Source organism: Parasphingorhabdus sp. (assembly GCF_965233695.1).
Taxonomy (GTDB): domain Bacteria; phylum Pseudomonadota; class Alphaproteobacteria; order Sphingomonadales; family Sphingomonadaceae; genus Parasphingorhabdus.
In genome coordinates, this window is record NZ_OZ247497.1 from 2555776 (window position 1) to 2571889 (window position 16114).

At 54.3% G+C, this 16114-nt stretch carries 13 protein-coding genes; 6 read left to right on the plus strand and 7 right to left on the minus strand.

Going from position 1 to position 16114, the window contains the following annotated elements; all coding sequences use genetic code 11:
* Nucleotides 1-24 precede the first annotated feature (24 nt).
* Both ACO6S1_RS12125 and ACO6S1_RS12130 read left to right on the plus strand, forming a co-directional pair.
* Complete coding sequence (locus tag ACO6S1_RS12125) at nucleotides 25-1605, plus strand: FAD-binding oxidoreductase (protein ID WP_422342956.1); 1581 nt, start codon at nucleotides 25-27, stop codon at nucleotides 1603-1605.
* Between the two features lie 11 nt (nucleotides 1606-1616).
* Nucleotides 1617-2786: an FAD-dependent monooxygenase gene (locus tag ACO6S1_RS12130; protein WP_422342957.1), complete on the plus strand. Its 1170-nt coding sequence runs from the start codon at nucleotides 1617-1619 to the stop codon at nucleotides 2784-2786.
* Between the two features lie 2 nt (nucleotides 2787-2788).
* On the opposite strand, the gene ACO6S1_RS12135 is transcribed toward ACO6S1_RS12130, so the two are convergent.
* A complete protein-coding gene (locus ACO6S1_RS12135) occupies nucleotides 2789-3880 on the minus strand; it encodes a class I SAM-dependent methyltransferase (RefSeq protein WP_422342958.1) in 1092 nt (363 codons plus the stop codon).
* A gap of 13 nt (nucleotides 3881-3893) precedes the next feature.
* Nucleotides 3894-4232, minus strand: a complete 339-nt coding sequence (locus ACO6S1_RS12140) for a hypothetical protein (RefSeq protein WP_422342959.1) — start codon at nucleotides 4230-4232, stop codon at nucleotides 3894-3896.
* Nucleotides 4233-4371: 139 nt separating this feature from the next.
* Between ACO6S1_RS12140 and ACO6S1_RS12145 the strand changes: the two genes are divergently transcribed.
* Genes ACO6S1_RS12145 through ACO6S1_RS12160 form a run of 4 tightly spaced genes read left to right on the plus strand, consistent with a single transcriptional unit; the run spans nucleotide 4372 to nucleotide 9644 of the window.
* Nucleotides 4372-6276: an AMP-binding protein gene (locus tag ACO6S1_RS12145; protein ID WP_422342960.1), complete on the plus strand. Its 1905-nt coding sequence runs from the start codon at nucleotides 4372-4374 to the stop codon at nucleotides 6274-6276.
* Nucleotides 6273-7133: an isocitrate lyase/PEP mutase family protein gene (locus tag ACO6S1_RS12150; protein WP_422342961.1), complete on the plus strand. Its 861-nt coding sequence runs from the start codon at nucleotides 6273-6275 to the stop codon at nucleotides 7131-7133. The genes ACO6S1_RS12145 and ACO6S1_RS12150 overlap by 4 nt, the downstream gene beginning before the upstream one ends.
* Nucleotides 7120-8232, plus strand: a complete 1113-nt coding sequence (locus ACO6S1_RS12155; protein WP_422342962.1) for an NAD(P)-dependent alcohol dehydrogenase — start codon at nucleotides 7120-7122, stop codon at nucleotides 8230-8232. Before ACO6S1_RS12150 ends, ACO6S1_RS12155 begins: the two co-directional genes overlap by 14 nt.
* Nucleotides 8229-9644 carry an FAD-dependent oxidoreductase gene (locus ACO6S1_RS12160; protein WP_422342963.1) on the plus strand — a complete coding sequence of 472 codons (1416 nt, stop codon included), beginning with the start codon at nucleotides 8229-8231 and terminating at the stop codon, nucleotides 9642-9644. Before ACO6S1_RS12155 ends, ACO6S1_RS12160 begins: the two co-directional genes overlap by 4 nt.
* On the opposite strand, the gene ACO6S1_RS12165 is transcribed toward ACO6S1_RS12160, so the two are convergent.
* The 5 genes from ACO6S1_RS12165 to ACO6S1_RS12185 form a co-directional block, all read right to left on the minus strand.
* Nucleotides 9641-10438 (minus strand): IclR family transcriptional regulator domain-containing protein, encoded by a 798-nt coding sequence (locus tag ACO6S1_RS12165; RefSeq protein WP_422342964.1) that lies wholly within the window; start codon nucleotides 10436-10438, stop codon nucleotides 9641-9643. The genes ACO6S1_RS12160 and ACO6S1_RS12165 overlap by 4 nt on opposite strands.
* 180 nt (nucleotides 10439-10618) lie before the next feature.
* Complete coding sequence (locus tag ACO6S1_RS12170) at nucleotides 10619-12223, minus strand: GMC family oxidoreductase (protein ID WP_422342965.1); 1605 nt, start codon at nucleotides 12221-12223, stop codon at nucleotides 10619-10621.
* An 81-nt stretch (nucleotides 12224-12304) separates the two neighbouring features.
* The gene (locus tag ACO6S1_RS12175) at nucleotides 12305-13501 is read right to left on the minus strand and encodes a class I SAM-dependent methyltransferase (RefSeq protein WP_422342966.1); all 1197 of its coding nucleotides are present in this window, start codon (nucleotides 13499-13501) and stop codon (nucleotides 12305-12307) included.
* Nucleotides 13498-14736: an MFS transporter gene (locus tag ACO6S1_RS12180; protein ID WP_422342967.1), complete on the minus strand. Its 1239-nt coding sequence runs from the start codon at nucleotides 14734-14736 to the stop codon at nucleotides 13498-13500. Before ACO6S1_RS12180 ends, ACO6S1_RS12175 begins: the two co-directional genes overlap by 4 nt.
* Nucleotides 14733-16001 carry a c-type cytochrome gene (locus tag ACO6S1_RS12185; RefSeq protein WP_422342968.1) on the minus strand — a complete coding sequence of 423 codons (1269 nt, stop codon included), beginning with the start codon at nucleotides 15999-16001 and terminating at the stop codon, nucleotides 14733-14735. Before ACO6S1_RS12185 ends, ACO6S1_RS12180 begins: the two co-directional genes overlap by 4 nt.
* Nucleotides 16002-16114 lie beyond the last annotated feature (113 nt).

Sequence of the window (16114 nt, forward strand, 5' to 3'; positions counted from 1 at the left end):
GCTATCGCACAAAAGGGAATGAATATGGATGCCGACATAGCAAAAGGACAAGAAAGGCAAGGCTACAATGGCCTGGCTGCCATTTGTGGTACGGATGCGGTGACTACCGATGAAGCCCGCCTGCGCTACTTTTCGCAGGACCTGTTTTTTGAAGGTATCCTGCCGCTTGCAATTGTGAGTCCGGCAACCACCGATATGGTTGTCAGGATAGTTCAGTTCTGCCGAGCACAGGGTTGTGCAATTTTTCTGCGCGGTGGAGGCATGTCTTACACAAAGGCTTTCCAGCCTACATCTGCAAACGCCATCATGCTTGATTTTTCCAGGCTATCAGCCATTCGTGAGATATCGGTTGAGGATGGCCACGTCACGGTGGAAGCGGGCTGCACATGGGCTGCACTGGATGAAGCACTTGCCAAGCATGACAGGCGCGCACGGTTTTGGGGACCCATGTCGGGGCGATCGGCAACAATTGGTGGCTCCATGAGTCAAGGGACTGTGACTTTTGGCTCTGGCACCAATGGTGCTTCGGCGAATGCCGTCAAAAGCTTCGAGGTGGTGACCGGTGCCGGTGAGCTGTTACACAGCGGCTCCGATGGTACGACAGGAACACGGCCATTTAACCGCAATTTCGGGCCGGATTTGACGGGTATATTCGCCAATGATGCCGGGGCGCTGGGAATCAAGACAGCGGTGACCCTCGAAATTGAACCACGCCCGGCGCAGGTTAGCGGTCTGTCCTTTGCCTATGATGATTTCGATGCCATGGCGCAGCTGTTTTCCGATCTGTCCATGCGCCGTCTGTCATCGGAGATGATTGCAATGGATGGCGACGTCGCGCGACAAAATTCGGGCGCGCCTGATCTCTTGGAAGACGCAAAAGCGATGTGGCGTATTGGCAAGGCGGCCGGAAATCCATTGTCAGCCGTCGGCCGAATGTTTCGCATTGCAATGAGTGGGCGGCGATTTCTGGACAAGGCAAAATATACTGCGCATTTTGTGGTGGAAGGCCGGGACAAAGCAGAGCTTGAAAGCCGGATAAATGCCATTCGCGGATTTGCCAAATCAGGGGAGGAGATCGTCAATACCGTGCCGTTGATGACGCGCGCCGATCCGTTTCCGGTTCTGCCAGTGACGCATCCTGACGGCCGCCGGATGTTGCCGATCCATGGGGTGTTTCCTCAATCAGCATTGCAAGGTTTTCATCAGGATTACCTATCCCTCAAGGCCAGTTTTGCCGAACGGATGACAGAGACGAACGTCACTATTGCGGAATTTTTTGCCGGTGTGGCGGGCATTGGATTGCTTTACGAACCCGTATTCTACTGGCCCGACAGCCTGTACGAATATCATAACCGCCTTACGCCTGATTATCTTGAAGGAAAAATGCCGGAGTTTCCGGAAAACCTGACGGCGCGGGAATTGGTCGGGGAGTTCGTGTCGGCTTTCAATGCGTTGGTGCATCAGCACGGCGGAACCCATTTTCAGATCGGGCGGCTCTACCCCTATACGGAAAATCGCGAAAGCGGTGCAGCCATGTTGCTTCGCGATCTCAAAACGTCACTGGATCCGGATAACATTATCAATCCGGGAGCGTTGGGCTTGTGAACCAGGGACGCATGATTGATGCAAACACCAAAATTGCGATTGTTGGCGGCGGTATTGGGGGATTGGTGGCTGGTATCGCGCTTCAGAAAGCCGGGTTTAATCCAGTCATATATGAACGTGCGCCGGAATTTGGCGAAGTGGGGGCAGGTATTTCCATCTCACCCAATGCGACGCTCGGTTTGGAATCTCTCGGCTTCACTGATTATTTGAATGCCAATGCCAATGAGCCCTTGGAACAGCGTCTGTATCATGGCGAAACCGGGGAATTGCTCAAGACATTTGACCGCCGGGATTGCCGTGAGACATACAAAGCTGCCTATTGTCAGCTACACCGGGCTGACTTGCTCAATATGTTGATAGATGCGTTTGGCCGAAGCAATTGCGCAATGAATCACGGGCTTGCGGACGTTTATAGCCGCGTAGATGGTGTCATTCTGACCTTTGAAGATGGCAGCACCGCTGAAGCGGATATTGTCATCGCCGCAGATGGATTGCGGTCGGTCATCCGTGACAGCCTATTCGATTCCGAACCACCGGAATTTAGCGGGCATGTCGCCTGGCGCGCATTGGTGCCAGCGGAGAAACTGGGACCGAAATCCGTCGAAAGGCTGAATATAAATCATCTGGGTACGGGGCGGAACATTGTCAGCTATCCCGTGCGCGGGACTGAACTGGTCAATATTGTGGCGCTGACCAAAGCTGAAGACTGGGCTGAAGAAAGCTGGAACGCGAAGGCGGAGAAGAGCGAGTTGGCGGCGCATTATGAAGGTTGGACGGACTATGTGATGGAGCTGTTGGAGGCTATACCCGGAGATGCTCTATATCGCTGGGGCCTGTTCATTCGTAAACCGCTTGAGAATTGGGTTAGCGGCCGGACCGCTTTGCTGGGCGATGCTGCCCACCCGATGCTCCCCTATATGGGGCAGGGCGCATCCTGTGCGATTGAAGATGGAGTCATTCTCGGTCGCGCTTTTGCGGTTGCGGAAACACCGGGCCAGGCACTGAAAATATATGCCGAGAGCCGAATAGAACGCGCTTCTCTCCTGCAATCAGAATCCAATCTCGGCGGCGATCGGTTGCAAGCCATTGATCCCTATGCCTTTCGAGATACCCCGATCAAGAATGAGGACGCACTGGGTATTTTTGCTTATGATCCCGCCACCGTACCCCTGATAAAATAGATTCAGACCGGCTTGGTCGCGATCAGGGATTGCAGAAAGTCATTGGAAACCGCTGGCCCCTGTTTCACTTCGAAACCGGCCGCTTCCAATATCCCTTTGAAATCGCTTGCGACAAAAGCGGGTGAATAAGGTTCGCAATTATCGCGACTGTCATTGTCGATCATGAATCGATAGCCGGCGGGCACCTGGCCTTTGTCGTTATTGGGAAATTCAAAGATCGAGAACACACCGCCGGGTCGTATGATCCGGAATAGCTCGGAGATAATTTCTTTCATCTTTTTGACTGGCACTTCATGGAACAGGATATAGGCCAGCACCATATCGAAATGGTCATCGGGATAGCCGCTATCTTCCGCGAGCGCCTGCTTGAAATGAACATCCTTGCCACGTTGAACAGCGCGCATGTGGGCATAGCGGATAAGCGGCAGGCCCACGTCAAGACCCCAAACTTCTGCGTCCGGATAGAGATCTTTCAAGACCGTTGTGGACTGTCCGATGCTGCAGCCTACATCCAGAATGCGCTCGATTTTTCCGTCGGCAGGCCTGGTCGTTTTCTCGGCATGCTCGGTATGCATCTCGTCCTGGTCATTAAAACCTTCGTAGAAAATTTTGGTGCCGTAATGAAAGACAGCGCCGCCCAATGGATCATCGGTGTAGCCGCCCGGCTGACAATGAATTTCACAGCGGGTATAAGTAGGTGGTTCGAACGATGGATCATAGTGGATATTATCCGGGTGCGATTTTTCCGCAGCATCCATGTCGGCCATGATCTTGTCCGCATTGCGAAAAAAACTGGCCCTTGTTCCGCGCCACATCATTTCCTGTTGCGAACGCACGAAACGCTGCCAGGTTGGCGTAATCGGGACTTTGGCAAAAACCTTCTTTATCTCTTCAAGAGGCAGTTCGGAACCATCGGCAGGCTTTGCCACTTCTCCGGTTTCGAACGCTTTTTCCAAAGCTGCCTCGCCGTTCGCCGACATGACAGGAAAGCCTTTTTGAATAGCGAATTTGCGAAAGCTGGTAACAAATTCAAGATAGCTTTCATCTGCCAGTTTGGTCGGGCGGGGCAGTACACCAATATTTCCGCGGTCCATATTCAAGCTCCTGTTAGATCTTCACTTTATCAGCCAAATCGCTGGTCGGGCGGCGCAGGAAAGCACCGAAAATGCGTTCCACAAATGCGTCCCGCTCCGCCGTCCGGGCGGCAATTTCCGCTTCGTCAGGTAAATGAGCCTCAATTTCCTCGCTAACGTCAATGCCTTTGGCAGCGAGGATTTTTTCCAGCACGATCACCCGGTCATGATGGGTCCAGACGGTCGCCGAGAGTTCCAGCAAGGCGTCCAGCATATTGTCGATGACGACATTATCAAAATAGACCCGCCCATTGCCGCCAATTTCATTACCAAGCTCTTTCGGAACCTCCGTTTTTCGGGACTCGTCATCCATATTTCATATCCTGATTCTTGATGTTTCCAATATGTAGCAAGCGCGCAGATAATCGAAGCAAATGTCGCATAATGTCCGCGCAATGGATAGGCGTTAGGGATATACTCCCCTGATAGATAAAATCGGCGAAGGAGGGATAATGAATCGAAATCGGATGAATTACGCGCAGTTAACGGCCTTTGCCGCAAATGAACCGGACAGATTCTGGGCAGAAGTAGCGGACAAATTGGCTTGGACCAAGCGCTGGGACACAGTGCTCGGCAGTGGTCAGGGACCTATCCCGCGCTGGTTCGTTGGCGGTGAACTCAACGCCTGCCATAATTGCGTTGACCGGCATGTTGACGATGGTTTTGGCGATCAAATTGCCATTCAGTATGAAAGCCCTGTAACACAAACGTCTCGCAGCCTGACCTTTGCCGAATTGAAGGATGCGACCGCTCGGCTTGGGGGCGCTATGCGAGCGCGCGGTGTTACGAAAGGCGACCGTATCATCATCTACATGCCCAACTCCCCGGAGGCGGTAATTGCCATGCTCGCCTGTGCGCGTATCGGTGCCATACATTCCGTGGTTTTTGGAGGGTTTGCGGCCAAGGAATTGGCGGCGCGGATTAATGATGCAACACCGAAATTGGTAATTGCTGCCAGCTGCGGGATTGAGGGCACCAAGTTGCTGCCTTATCAACCCATGCTGGAAGAGGCCTATGCCCTTGCCGATCATGAAATCGATGCGACTATCTACTGGCAGCGGGAACAGGCGCCAGCGGATATGGGCAGGGCAGATGTCCTGGATTGGGCCGATGAAATCGCGAACGCTGAACCGGCCCCGTGTGAGCCGGTCAAAGCGACTGACCCGCTTTACATATTATACACATCCGGAACGACCGGGCAGCCCAAGGGCATTGTTCGGGACACGGGCGGGTATCTCGCTGCGCTCGCCTGGACGATGGAGGGCATTTACAATTGCCCGCCCGGATCAACCTATTGGGCCGCCAGCGACGTTGGCTGGGTCGTCGGGCATAGCTATATTGTGTACGGCCCGCTGCTGAACCGTAACACGACAGTGGTCTTTGAAGGCAAGCCCGTCGGCACCCCGGATGCGGGCGTGTTTTGGTCGATCATGGCAAAACACAAAGTGCGCAGTTTCTTTACAGCACCGACAGCGATAAGGGCGATCAAGCAAGTTGACCCTGAAGGCACGCTGTCAACGGGGCACGATCTTTCCAGCCTGCAAGCTGTCTATCTTGCCGGTGAACGAACCGATCCTAGCACGTTGGCATGGACAGAAAATCTGTTGGGTAAGCCCGTGGTTGACCATTGGTGGCAGACGGAGACGGGTTGGGCGATTTGCGCCAATCCGTTGGGGATCGAGGAGTTGCCAACCAAAGCCGGTTCGACAAGTGTTCCGATGCCGGGGTGGGATATCGCATGTCTGGATGAGGACGGTGTACCGGTTGCTGCCAATGAAACCGGTGCCATTGTTGCCAGGCTACCGCTTCCCCCCGGCGCTGCGCCGACGCTCTGGAAGGCGGAAGAACGCTATGTCGAAGCCTATCTTGAACGCTATGTAGGCTACTATTTGTCTGGCGATGCCGGTTATATCGATGAAGACGGTTTCGTCTATGTCATGACACGCACGGATGATGTGATCAATGTCGCGGGGCACCGGCTATCCTCTTCTGCGATTGAAGAGGTTCTGGCAGCCAATCCATCGGTTGCAGAATGTGCCGTAGTTGGAATCCATGATGATTTGAAGGGCCAGATACCCGCTGGTTTCGTAGTCTTGAAAGCCGGGGAGCAGAGCGATCCCGCGTCATTGCAGCAGCAGCTGGTTCTGGACGTGCGCACGGCAATTGGACCGGTTGCAGCCTTTAAACAGGTCCATATCGTCAGCAAGCTGCCGAAGACCCGCTCCGGTAAAATCTTGCGCCGCAATATCAGGCAGATTGCCGACAGGGAGGAGGCTACAATTCCCGCAACTATAGAGGATAGAGCCGTGCTGGAGGAATATTATAAACTGTTTGAGCATGAATCGGGCGCGGCATGAGCGGTGCCGAGCTTCGCGCGAAAATGGCTGGTGATCAGATAATCGCAGCGCCAGGAATCTATGATCATATGAGTCTGTTAATGGCCAATGAAGTCGGTTTTGACGCGCATTATGCCTCTGGCTATTGGGGCACAGCCTCCGCCATGGGGGAACCCGATGTTGGCATTGCAGGCTATAGCGATTTCATTCGGATTTTTGGGGGTTTTGCGGCCAAAAGCAAAGCGCCGATCATCGCGGATGCAGATACTGGTTTCGGTAGCATCGCCAATTTGGCCCATGCCGTCAAAGGGTATCAAAAGGCCGGTATCGCGGCGATCCAGATTGAGGATCAGGGCTTTCCCAAAATATGCGGGCATGTAGGGCAGGCGGTTTCAGTCGACGCCGAGGAGATGATCGCGCGCATGAAAGTCGCAGTCGAGGCTCGTGGTCAGGGGGATATACTGATTATTGCGCGCAGCGATGCCAGGCGGACAGAAGGTCTGGACGCTACCATTGACCGGCTTGATAAATATGCAAAAAACGGAGCAGACATATTGTTTCTGGAAGCGCCGCAAAGCCTAGAAGAAATTGAACAAGCGGCCAGTCGATTGAATAAACCTATTCTGGTCAACGCGGCTCATGGCGGCTTTACGCCTGTTCTGCCGCCGACGGATTATCAAAAGCTTGGTGTGAAATTTGTCATCTATCCGGCAGGCGCACCGCTCGCGGCGGCGCAGGCTGCGCGAAATTTCTACGCCGGTTTGAAGGCTGGCGATGCCAATGGAGAAGGTGCGGGGCATTTCGACTTCGGCGAGATGTCACGTTTGCTCGGCATTGATGATGTGGTGGCGCTGCAGAAACGACATGATCGTGCCTAGAGAGATACAAGCCGCCGTATCGGCCGGAAACGGCGCATTGCCAGTTATCGAGTCGCTGTTGCTCGACGACCCGCTGCCGGATGAGCTGGTCATAGCCGTGCGCGCCGCGGCCATTTGCCATACGGATATCGGGATATCCGTATGGTCCGAAACGCCGCGTGTTTTTGGCCATGAAGGCGCAGGGATTGTGGTTGCGATCGGCAGCGATGTTAGCCGTTTCCAGATTGGTGATCGTGTCATCGCGACCTTCGGGTCCTGCGGCCAGTGCCGCAACTGCAAAGATGATCACCCGGCTTACTGTTTTGACAACATTGCGTTGAACATTGAAGGCCAACGCAGCCGGGCGGCGCTTATGCGGCCTGATGGAACGGAAATTGGCGGGGCTTTTTTCCAGCAAAGCAGTTTTGCCACGCACGCACTAGTCACTGAACGCAATGCCGTTGCGATACCCGATGATATGGATTTTGCCACAGCTGCGCCTCTGGGGTGCGGGATACAAACTGGCGTCGGAGCAGTTCTGAATAATTTCGCCGCTGAAGCAGGTCGTCCGTTACTGGTGATAGGGTGCGGAGCTGTCGGACTGTCGGCGATAATGGCCGGCAAGATTGCCGGTTGCTCGCCAATTATCGCCAGCGATATTCAGGCGGATCGGTTGCATCATGCTGACAAATATGGCGCGGATATTCTGGTGCAGGGCGATGACCCCGATTTTGTTGCCAAGGTGCGGGAAGCATCAGGCGGCGGGGTCTCTTATGCACTGGATGCCGCGGGATCACAGGCAACTTTTGAGGCTGGGATCGCTTGTTTGCATCCCGGCGGCAATTTTGGCGTGCTGACCATTCCTGGCGGCTTTGAGGATCCCGTTCCGCATCCTGGCGGCCTTTCTTTCATGACGACTACGATGACTGGAATTATCGAGGGTGACAGTGTCCCGGATCGCCTTATTCCGTGGATGATTGAACAGCATCGCGCCGGCAATCTGCCCTATGATGAACTGATCACCCGCTATCCTTTTGAAGAGATCGCGACCGCGTTTGAAGCACAGCGCAGCGGTGCGGTCATTAAACCCGTTCTGATATTTGAAGAGATATCCCCATGAGCAAGATCGAGACTATTCGCGCGGAGACTATCGAAACCATAATGGACATTCCGGTGGTCATTGTCGGTGGCGGCGGCACAGGCCTGTGCGCGGCACTGGCGGTCAGGGATGCTGGCGTGGACGTTCTTGTGATCGAACGGGATCGCCAGCCGCTTGGCACAACCTCCATGTCCACCGGTCTTATTCCTGCCGCTGGTAGCAAGGCACAAATGGCAAAGGCTATTGAAGACAGTCCGGAAATTTTTGCGCAAGATATTATCGCAAAGACGAAGGGCAAAGTGGACCAGACGCTGGTCCATCATTTGGCGCAGCAGTCTGCACGAACGATCGACTGGTTGATGGAAGATCATGATATTGGCCTCAGTCTGGTGGAAGGCTTTACCTATCCGGGTCATAGCGCGCTCAGGATGCACGGGATGCCAAGCCGGTCCGGCGGAGAGTTGATGGGGGCGCTTGCCGCGGCTTGTGAAACGGCAGGTGTAGACATTCTGACGGACGCAACAGTCGATACGTTGTATGTGAATGACAACGACCGAATAATCGCCGTTGGCGCAACGCGTCCCGATGGCGGGCAGGATGTTATCGGATGTAATGCCCTGATACTCGCTTGTTGCGGATTTGCCGGCAACCAGGAGATGGTGGTAGAACTGATCCCTGAACTGGAACATGCAACCTTCCACGGCCATTCTGGCAACAAGGGGCATGCGGTAGCATGGGGTGAAAAACTGGGCGCCAGCATGGCTGATATGAGCGCCTATCAGGGGCATGCCGGACTGGCGGCCGGCTATGGCATACCCATATTGTGGCCACTGATTGCCGAGGGCGGCATACAGGTTAACCGCGCAGGAAACCGTTTTTCCAATGAAGCGGCGGGTTATTCGGAACAGGCGGTCAAGGTTCTGGAGCAGGACGGACATGTTGCTTGGAGTATCTATGATGAAACCCGGCACCGGATCATGGAACAATTTGATGATTATCAGCAGGCCAAGTCAGCTGGCTGCCTTATAAAAGCGGACACGCTGGAGCAACTGGCTGAACAGGCCGGTATCGCGATCGAGGGTCTGAAGGCCAGTGTGGCTGGGACATGGGCTTTGGTGGAAAGCGGCGAACCAGATCAATTTGGCCGAAGCTTTGCGGGCAAAGAGAAGCTGGCTCCGCCTTTTTATGCCGTGCGGGTAACAGGCGCGTTGTTTCATACGCAAGGCGGTCTCGAAGTGGATCAAGATGCGCGGGTGTTAAGGCCGGATGGAACAGCGTTTCCCAATCTTTATGCAGGCGGCGGTGCGGCGCGCGGGATTTCCGGGCCCGGTGCCGATGGCTATATGGCCGGTAACGGCCTCATGACGGCGACCACCCTGGGACGCTTGGCGGGCCAACATGCGGCGCAGTTAAACCGGGCGGATATCAACTAGTTTGCTGATGAACCGCTTTTTTCAAGGCTCTCGGTTATTTGTGTTGCTGTTATCTGCATCGCCTTCAGGAACGTTGCGGTCGCTTCATCGGCTTTCAGTGCAGAGGCAAAATAGATAATTGCCAGAGAGCCAAGTATATCACCATCCGGACCATTGACCGGTACAGCTAGTGATGACGTTTTTCCCGGTTCTTCGTTGTAAAAATTACGCATCTGGTGCGCGTAGCCATCTTCGCGGATTTTATTCAGCACCACATCATCCGAAACCAGAAGCAACCCCATTTTAGAGGTCTCATTGTCCGTTGCTTTCCATGCTTCCACGATCGTTTGACGTTCTTCATCGGAACAATGGGCAAGATATGCTTTCCCTGTCGCGCACTCGGCAATCGGTAAAGTATATCCCGGATAATAGTTGGTAAAGGTGAGTGATGTCATCTTATGTGTGGAATCACGCACCATCATTCTTGTGCCCACGCGGGTGGCCAGTGATACCGGCCAACTAAATTTGCGGCACAGCTCTTCAAGATGCGGCCGGGCAACCGCCACGAGTTGATCCTCGGATTGAAATCCGGTGGCCAGCGTTTGCACCAGCGATGTGACGCGATAACGTTTCCGGGCCGGCTCGCGTTCAATCAGACCTTCGTGCAAAAAGGTCTGCACAATCCGGCACGCGGTAGGGTATGGAATATTGGCGCTTTTCGAGATATTCATCATTGTGATCGGGCCATCGCGATTGACAGCAGACAGCACCGCTATGCCGCGAGTAATTGCTCTGATGGGTACGCCGCGTTCCATATACTTGTCTCTCTATCCGTCAGGCGGATAACTAAGCCCATTCACACAATTATCGCAACCTCTTTTATGACATCGTTTCGAGCATTTCTGTTTTGTCCGTCATCAGACAGTTGAAACGCCCCGGGCGACAAGGATGGCCACGTACTGGACCGCCATTGCCTCGCAAGACCTTGCATATTGTCATGTCGAACGATGTTCTTCCAAGATCATCTCCGCGCCTTTCTCGGCGATCATCATTGTGGCGGCGTTGGTATGGGCGCTGATCAGTTGGGGCATGATTGATGCGTCGATCACCCGTAACTTCCCTATGCCCTTCACTTTCAGTTTCTCATTAACCACTGCCATCGAATCCTGGCCCATCTTGCACGTTCCGACCAGATGGTTTCCGCCGAAGACGGCACTGCGAACATAATCTTCCATTTCTGCATCCGATCTGACCGCCTCACCCGGCAAGTTTTCGCGCACGACATACGGCCCAAATGCAGAGGTGGAATAGACCTTCCTCACCATCCGGCAGCACTCCAGAATCAGCCGCATATCTTCTGCATTTCCAAGCATGTCGTGCCGAATGATCGGGGGAGCAGCCGGGTCACCGGAACGCAGGAGAACTTCACCCCTGCTTTCCGGGCGACAAAGGCTCACAATCAGGTTCACGCCCGGCAATGGCGCAGGTTTCGGACCTTTGTCGGTCCATTTGAAATCATGTGGCGCAAACAGGATTTCGAGATCGGGACGTCCCTTCAGGTCGCGTGCATTATAAAATGCCGCTGCTTGAGAATAGGGACTTGTTGCCGGACCAGTCCCGAAAGCGAACCACCGTGCAAGATGCGCTGCCATTTTGAGAGGGTTACGAGCATCGATATTATATGTCGGCACGTTCACTTCGGCGCTGATCCCGACATTGGGGTGTTCCTGCAGGTTTTGACCAACCCCGCCGAGGTCTTCGATCACATCAATACCGACGTCCTTCAGCGCTTTTGCCGGGCCAATGCCTGATACCATGAGTAGTTTGGGTGAGCCAATCGCACCAGCGCTCACGATCACTTCGCGCCGGGCATAGGCCGTAACGCTGCGCCCGCCGCGAATATAGCGCACGCCCTTGCAGACACCCTTATCGATAATCAGCTTTGTGCATTGCGCGTCGGTAAGAATCGTGAGGTTGCTTCTGTTTCGCACAGGGGTGAGATACGCATCGGCGGCGCTCTGTCTCCGGCCATTGCGTTGCGTCACCTGAACAAGTGAAACGCCCGATCCGTGACTCCCGTTATAATCCTCGACCTGTTCGATGCCGCATTCCTCGACTGCATCCACAAAGCTTTCAGCCAGCGGGTGGACCTCCCGAAGTCTGGAAATGGTCAGAGGGCCGTTTTTGCCGCGCGTTGTGGCAGACCCGATTTCGGAGCTCTCAATCGCGCGAAAATAGGGTTCGACATCGGCATAGGCCCAGCCTTCGTTGCCCAATGCTGCCCAACCATCATAGTCTTGTGGCTGGCCGCGGGTGTAGAACAGGCCGTTAATGGCGCTGCTTCCGCCAAGTCCTCGGCCGCTTGGCCAGTTGTCGGGACGGCCCTGCCGGCTTTGGTCCGGTTCGACTGGATAGCCCCAACTATATTTTGGCATAGCGATCGCAGTCGCCATGGCGGCTGGTATTGATAAGACGGGTGATCGGTTCCGCCCGCCAGCTTCAATCAGCAGAACCTTGAACTTGCCGTTGCTCGACAGTCTGTTCGCAAGCACCGCTCCGGCTGAGCCAGCACCGATGATTATGAAATCACACTCTGTCACGCCAGCTCTTCGGGCATTAAAAGCTCGCCTTGGCATATTGCAAAGATATCGGCTGGCTGGTTTTTTGGTTCATCGGCCAGCCTATTTCCATGCGCCAAATGCGTGCCACGCTGCGGCGCGGCCATGATCTTCGGTTTCGCCGCTATCTGCCGTTGCAGGGAACACCTCTCGATCAACCACGGCTTTGACGTACGCTTCAAACAGCGAGCCAGCATCAAATCCAGCGTCAGTCATGACAGCGTTGAGATCGATCGCGTGCATGGAGGACCAGAATGGCTCATTGTTGTTAAACGCATCCCAGTCTCGAATAAATTGCTCATAGAGCGGCATCGCATCGGTATAGGCTGGCTGCTCAAGATGGAACATCAGTCCGCCTTTGGCCAGCGTCCGATAGCCTTCGTTGATTATCTTAGGGAGTGCGGTACCACTGGTCTCGTGCAGGAACATGGTTGTTTGAACCCAGTCAAAATATTCATCCGGCCAGCGGGACAAATCTTCGGCATTATGCTGAATGAAAGTGATATTGTCAGCGCCCAGCGCTTTTGCTCTGGCATGACCATAGCGCAATACGGGCGCGGCAACATCTATCGCGATGATTTCAGTTTCAGGAAAGGCGAGGGCAAGAGGCACGATATTATGGCCGACGGTGCATCCGATATCGAGTATCCGTTTAGGCGTCCAGCCGGGCCGCTCTTCCTTGATCCATTTGACCAGCGCTTGACCGCCGCCATCTGACAGCGCACCAATCCCGCCCGCGGTGGTGGCGAATATTCCGCAGTCATAGTTGGCGCCGGCGGAAATATCGTCGGGGCACTCTTCGCCATGATAGCTGCCGGGCATGCAATGTATGTCCACTGCCGACTGATAACGTGGTGTATGAACATCCGGATCCAGTGAGAGTTTGTTGCTGCCTTCGTTCAACTGGCTCGCTTTTTCGACAAGCTCTTCCAGCTGCCGCAAAACGATGGTTCGCCCGTTCTGTTGACGGATTTCCATGGAGTTCCGTTTCAATGCGGACCAGAAACGGTGCCATGGATCTTCATTCATGGCCCGGCGAATTTCAAACCGGTCCTGAGGCTCGCGGCCATGGTCCTTGATAAACTTGGGCAAAACCCGGTTATCATAAGCCCGCTTGTTCCCGGGGCCGAGAGCGGTCGCCATGAAGCGGTTGAAACTAGCAAGGAAGTTAAAGCGCGCAACCTCGTCATGATTGGGCTTAGGAAAAACATCATGCTGGGTGACCGCCGTATAGGGCGGCGCAATATCTTCTGGTTTCATGCCATTACGGTCCTTTCCGTTGTCTTCCAGTCGGGATATTTGCCCAGCAACAATAACAAGAATCCGCCGACTGCGAATAATCCCATGGCGAATATCAGCATATTGTCATAGCTGCCCGTGGTATCTCGGGTGTAACCATAGAGTACCGGCGATATGGACGAAAATATGCCAAAGGGCGCATAGAGAAATCCATAGATGCGCCCGTAGGAGATCATACCAAAATAGCGTGCCGCGAGATAGGCGATAACATCAGATTCCGCACCGGCTGCAAAGCCGAGCAGAAAGCCTGCCAAAAAGATGAGCGGCTGGCTGGTACCCGTGCCCAGCAAAAACGCGCAGGCCGCGACCGGCAACAACAACACCGGAAATGCCACAGCCGGTGCCCAGAATTTGTCGAACAACAGACCGACGATCACTCTTCCGGCGAAAATGCCGCTCGCCACCACACCCATTACAGTTGCGGCCTGGCCCGGGGTCAATCCGTGCATCTGGACAATCTGGACCATATGAATATGCGCGCCGCCGTAGGCCAGAGCAATACACACTACTGATGCGAACAATATCCAGAAGCGATAATGCTGGAGCGCTTCGCGCAATCCGAATCCGGTTAGCTCGCCGGTAGCGCTGCGGATTTCCTTGGGCCGTTCGGATGGCGATGGGTCGCGAAATAGAAAAAAGGCGATAGGCAAGCCAACCAGTAGCGGTAACAAAGCCATAACCGGGAATACTTCCCGCCAGCTAGCCGCTTCCACGACAGCATTGGCGATTTGTGGGACGATCAGTCCGGCTATGCTGGTGCCAAGCAATAATATGCCAAGCGCGAGCCCCTTGTTTTCGTAGAACCACATGTTGATCGTGCGGCTCCATGTGACGGGGGTGGAACCGATCCCGAGCATCCCGACCAATGCCCATATCGCGTAGAAAACATATATGTTGTCCGGCGTAAAATAGAGCAGGGAAAAGGCAATTCCAAAGCCGGTCAGCGATGCCATGGCAACCGGCTTCACGCCAATTTTGTCGGCAAGAGCACCCACGGCCGGTGCCAGAAACGCGCCGACCATACCATAAATTGTTATGCCGATGCTGATCTGCAGAAAGGACCAGCCCATGGCGAAATGGATGGGTCCGATGACGATTGGCAGGACATTGAATGGTATTGGCGATGCACCGGTGGTAACACCAACGACGCCTGCAAATAGAGCCTTCCAGCCTTTGCGAAATTCCTCATGAATCATGGTGCGGGCACTTCTTCAATAGCTTCACCCATGGTCTCTTTTTTCAGTATGTTGATCAGCGCAGCTCGGCGTTCAGGGTCTTTGACGTTGCCGGAGGACACAACCATCGTCGTGCCGGGCGCAAATGCGTCAGGGTCGGCAACCAGCTCGTCCATCAGTTCCTCTGTCCAGACTTCCCCGGCCTTCCCGCGAGCAGCAAAATTTTCGGTAAAGGTAAAGTTGGGAACTGTCCCAACTGGGCGACCGAATATCCCGTAGAGATTTGGTCCCGCCAAATGTTTGCCGCCTTTGTTCATGGTATGACAAAAGCCACACCATTTGAAATTTTCTGCCCGGACATCACGCTCCAGTGCCGTTTCCGGGGTCACTTGCACGATGATTTCAGGGTCCGGATGAGACGTTACGCCTTCGGGCGCCTCAATCCTCTCGCCCATTTCGATCGGACTGACCCGGAACAAAGCATAGGGGCCGTAAAGACCGGCAACGCTCACTACCAGCGCCGCTATCACCGCGACGATACCAAGACCGGCACGACCGGAAAAAGCATCAACGGTTTTGGACGGCTGCCGTTTAAGCAAGCGCGCGAGTCCCCAGGCAGCCAGACAGATGGCGAGAAAAATCGCCACAGCGCGGGCTCCGGGTTCCGGTCCGCTAAAAGTTGTCGCTGCATAAATCGAAACAATCGCGCTGAGCAACATGAATAGGCCAAAACCTGGCGGAAAACCGGAAAACAGCCCCTCGCCATAACGGAGCAAAAAGTAGCCCGCAGATAGCAGCGTTGTAAGGGTCAAAAACAAAACGGAAAAACCGATGCCGGCGTGGAAATATCCTGCGAACAGCCAGACCGCCCGGTTCTCACCCATTAACGAGGGAAAAGCCGGGAGCGGCCCAAAATGAATGGCCAGACCATTGGCCCATGCATTAAAAATACCGAATAACGGCGCAACGAAGAGCAACGCTGCGGTAAAAAGCACCAACGCAAATGACCAACGATTGGCCAGTGCGGACATGTTATTGTTGATCGGAACATGACGGCGTTTCCACAATCGGATCAGGACCCAGATACTCAAAATACCGACAACCGTGCCAACCGCATAGTGCCAGCCGCGCAGCACTTCCCGCATGGCATCGGCTTTGTCCGTTCGCGGCAACAGGGTGTTGATAATACTGTGAATAAAAAATGCCACCGCCCAGGCATATTCTACCCAATGGCCCAGAATTTTCGCTAGTCCTTGCTGTTCTTCAGCCACACCGTCCTTGACCAAAATATCGCTCCCTATTCACGCAGCCTGAGCCAGCATATCGGTTTCAAATTTTGCCAACCATAGTTGGGCTGTCTGATCCCGCTCGATTGATGAAAAGTGTGACCGCTTGTCGG